This window comes from Streptomyces sp. NPDC029014 (assembly GCF_055564695.1).
This window is the reverse complement of sequence record NZ_JBVHVT010000192.1, coordinates 1-3,192: the sequence shown is the minus strand read 5'-3', so window position 1 is coordinate 3,192 and position 3,192 is coordinate 1. Positions and strand designations below refer to the sequence as shown.

Here is a 3,192-nt window from a genome sequence, read left to right as displayed (position 1 = left end):
TTTTCCTCCCCCCCCCCCCCCCCCCCCCCCCCCCCCCCCCCCCCCCCGGCCCCCCCCCCCCCCCCCCCGGGGCCCCCCCCCCCCCCCGCAGCACCGGGGCGCCGTACGGGACTAGGCCGAGGGCGCCAGCCACGCCGGCAGCGCATCCTGCCCGCGCGCGCCCAGGGCCAGCAGCATCGCGTCCGCCGGAGAGGGCACGAACGGCTCGCGCAGCAGCGGCATGCCCGCCTCCTCCGGAGTCCGGTCCGCCTTGCGGTGGTTGTCCTCGGCGCAGGACGCCACCGTGTTCAGCCAGGTGTCCCCACCGCCCTGCGCCCGCGGCACCACATGGTCCACGGTCGTGGCCCGCTTCCCGCAGTACGCGCACCGGTGCTGGTCCCGGACCAGCACGCCCCGCCGCGACCACGCCGCGTGTCTTCGGAACGGAACCCGGACGTACCGGCACAACCTGATCACTCGCGGCATCGGCAGATCCATGGTGGCCCCGCGGACACGCAGTTCGGGGTGCGACTGCTCGACGACGGCCTTGTCCTGGAGCACCAGAACGACGGCCCGGTTCAACGTCACCGTCGACAGCGGCTCGAAGCTCGCATTCAGCACCAGCGTGTCCCGCATTCTCGCCCACCTCCCGTGCGCAGGCCCGCGACCACCCTGGCGGCAGGGCCCGCAACCACTCTGGCCGCGCGCGCCACGCGGGACAACGCAATAAAAATGCCCGGTCCTGGCCGCCTTCAGACCAGGACCGGGCAAACGGAAGGCGAACGATCAGTTCTGGGGGGCCTCGTACTCACCGATCAGCTGGGCCCGACCCAGCGAGTGGAAGCGCAGGTTGAAGCCGACCACGGCCGGGGAGACGTCGCCGCCCGGGCCCAGCTTCTCCTGGTCCACCGCGTACACGGTGAACACGTACCGGTGCCGCTCCCCGGCCGGCGGGGCCGCCCCGCCGAAGTCCTTCGTGCCGTAGTCGTTGCGCACGTGCACGGCACCGGCCGGCAGGCCCTCGAACTTCCCGCTGCCCGCACCCGCCGGCAGCTCGGTGACCGAGACGGGCAGGTCGAACAGCACCCAGTGCCAGAACCCGCTGCCCGTGGGCGCGTCCGGGTCGAAGCACGTCACCGCGAAGCTCTTCGTCCCCGCGGGGAAGCCCTCCCACCGCAGGTGCGGCGAGACGTTCCCACCCTGCAGGACCTGACCGTCGCCGAGGTCGGCGCCGGACTCCAGGTCGTCGCTCACCACCGAGAACGCGGGGACCTCCGGGTGGAAGTCGTGCGGAAGAGGTGCCCTGTTCTGCTCGGCCACTGCTGAACCTCCTGATCGCGAACCGGTACCGGGCCGGACTGGCCCGGTACCCGGCCCGAGCCTAGAACCAGTTGCGCTGCGAACCCACGGACGCGATCCACTCGTTGAGGTACGCCGCCCAGTCGGTCCCCTGGTAGGAGTGCAGGCCCACCTGGAAGCAGCGGTAGGTGTCGCTGCCCTCCGTGAACAGACCCGACTTCTTGTCCATCTCCAGGACGACGTCCATCTCGTTGCCGTCCGAGACGAAGGTCAGCTCGACCTGGTTCAGGCCGCGGTACTGCGCCGGCGGCAGGAACTCGATCTCCTGGTAGAACGGCAGCGTCTGCCGGGTGCCGCGGATGTGCCCGCGCTCCATGTCCGCGCTGCGGAAGGTGAAGCCCAGCCGGCGGAACGCGTCCAGGATCGCCTGCTGCGCCGGCACCGGGTGGACGTTGATCGGGTCGAGGTCGCCGGCGTCCACCGCCCGCGCGATATCCAGCTCGGTGCTCACCCCGATGTTCATCCCGTGCAGGTGCTGACCCTCGAAGTGGGTGATCGGGGTCTCCGCGGGGATCTCCAGCCCGAACGGCACCACGTGCAGGGCGCCCGGCTGGACCTTGAAGGCACCGCCGAGGCGCTGCTTGGTGAAGACGATGTCCTGCTTGTACTCCTGGTCGCCGCCCTCGACCTCGACCCGCGCCTGCAGACCCAGGGACAGGCCCTCGATCTGCTGCTCCACGGACCCGCCCTGGATACGGACCTCGCCCTGGACGATCCCGCCAGGCACGACGTTCGGCTCGGTGATGATCGTGTCCACCGAGGCACCACCGGCACCCAGTGCGGCGAACAGCTTCTTGAACCCCATGCTCTGACTCCCCTTGAAGGACTCGTTCGACTAACCCTTACCAACGCGGAACCTTAGGGCCCGGTTGCAGGCGTGTCCGTTCCACTACGCTCGACCGGATGAGCGCGCGCACCGACCGTACGCCCCTGACCCGGTCCTTCTTCGACCGGCCGGTCCTCACGGTGGCCCCGGACCTCCTCGGCCGCATCCTGGTCCGCCGTACTCCCGAGGGCCCCATGGAACTGCGCATCACCGAGGTCGAGGCGTACGAGGGCGAGGCCGACCCCGGATCCCACGCCTACCGCGGACGCACCGAGCGCAACGCATCGATGTTCGGCCCGCCCGGACACGCGTACGTCTACTTCATCTACGGCATGTGGTTCAGCCTCAACCTGGTGTGCGGTCCGGCGGGCCGCGCCAGCGGGGTGCTGCTGCGCGCGGGGGAGATCACCGTGGGCATGGACCTGGCTCGTAAACGTCGACTTTCGGCCAGAAACGACAGGGAACTCGCCAAAGGCCCGGCCCGCCTGGCGACCGCTCTGGAGGTGGACCGCTCCCTCGACGGCGCCGACCTCTGCGCCGGCCCGGATTCCCCCCTCTCCCTACTGGAAGGCAGCCCCACCCCGCCCGACCTGGTGAGCAATGGTCCGCGCACGGGAGTCGGCGGCGCCGGTGCAGCCCATCCGTACCGCTACTGGATCACGCACGACCCCACGGTGAGCCCCTATCGCGCCCACGCGCCGCGCCGCCGCTCAACTTGACTCGCCCTGGGCGGACGCCTAACGTAGCCCGAGCCGCTTGAACGGGTCACTGTCATCGACAGCCCCCGGAGCGGCAAACCACCACCTACTACGCACCCCTGGCGGGGTCGAATTCGGCATGCCCGAATTCGAATCCAGCGGCTCGATTATGAGTTGCACGGGATAAGCGCTAAAGTGGTGGAAGCCGAAAGGGAAAGCGCGAAAGCGAAGAACCGGAAAGCGAAGCGCGAAACACTCTGATAGAGTGGGAAACGCAAGAACGAAAGCCCGGAGGAAAGCCCGAGAGGGTGAGTACAAAGGAAGCGTCCG

The 3,192-nt window shown here is 69.7% G+C and carries 4 protein-coding genes; 1 reads left to right on the top strand and 3 read right to left on the bottom strand.

The window, feature by feature from the left end; translation table 11 throughout:
* Window positions 1-111: 111 nt before the first annotated feature.
* From ACZ4VL_RS40300 to ACZ4VL_RS40290, 3 genes are all read right to left on the bottom strand, one after another.
* Entirely contained in the window at window positions 112-615 is a 504-nt protein-coding gene (locus ACZ4VL_RS40300; protein ID WP_468210928.1) for an HNH endonuclease, read from the bottom strand.
* A 150-nt stretch (window positions 616-765) separates the two neighbouring features.
* Window positions 766-1,299, bottom strand: coding sequence for a YbhB/YbcL family Raf kinase inhibitor-like protein (locus ACZ4VL_RS40295; RefSeq protein ID WP_468210925.1), 534 nt, complete (start codon window positions 1,297-1,299; stop codon window positions 766-768).
* 61 nt (window positions 1,300-1,360) lie between these two features.
* Entirely contained in the window at window positions 1,361-2,143 is a 783-nt protein-coding gene (locus ACZ4VL_RS40290; RefSeq protein ID WP_468210922.1) for a sporulation protein, read from the bottom strand.
* Between the two features lie 98 nt (window positions 2,144-2,241).
* Here ACZ4VL_RS40290 and ACZ4VL_RS40285 point away from each other — a divergent pair, with 98 nt between their 5' ends.
* Complete coding sequence (locus ACZ4VL_RS40285) at window positions 2,242-2,883, top strand: DNA-3-methyladenine glycosylase (RefSeq protein ID WP_468210919.1); 642 nt, start codon at window positions 2,242-2,244, stop codon at window positions 2,881-2,883.
* Window positions 2,884-3,192 lie beyond the last annotated feature (309 nt).

Bases quoted from the DNA above. Each gene is read 5' to 3' on its own strand.
- ACZ4VL_RS40290 (WP_468210922.1), bottom strand. From the start codon at position 2,143: ATGGGGTTCAAGAAGCTGTTCGCCGCACTGGGTGCCGGTGGTGCCTCG.
- ACZ4VL_RS40300 (WP_468210928.1), bottom strand. From the start codon at position 615: ATGCGGGACACGCTGGTGCTGAATGCGAGCTTCGAGCCGCTGTCGACG.
- ACZ4VL_RS40285 (WP_468210919.1), top strand. From the start codon at position 2,242: ATGAGCGCGCGCACCGACCGTACGCCCCTGACCCGGTCCTTCTTCGAC.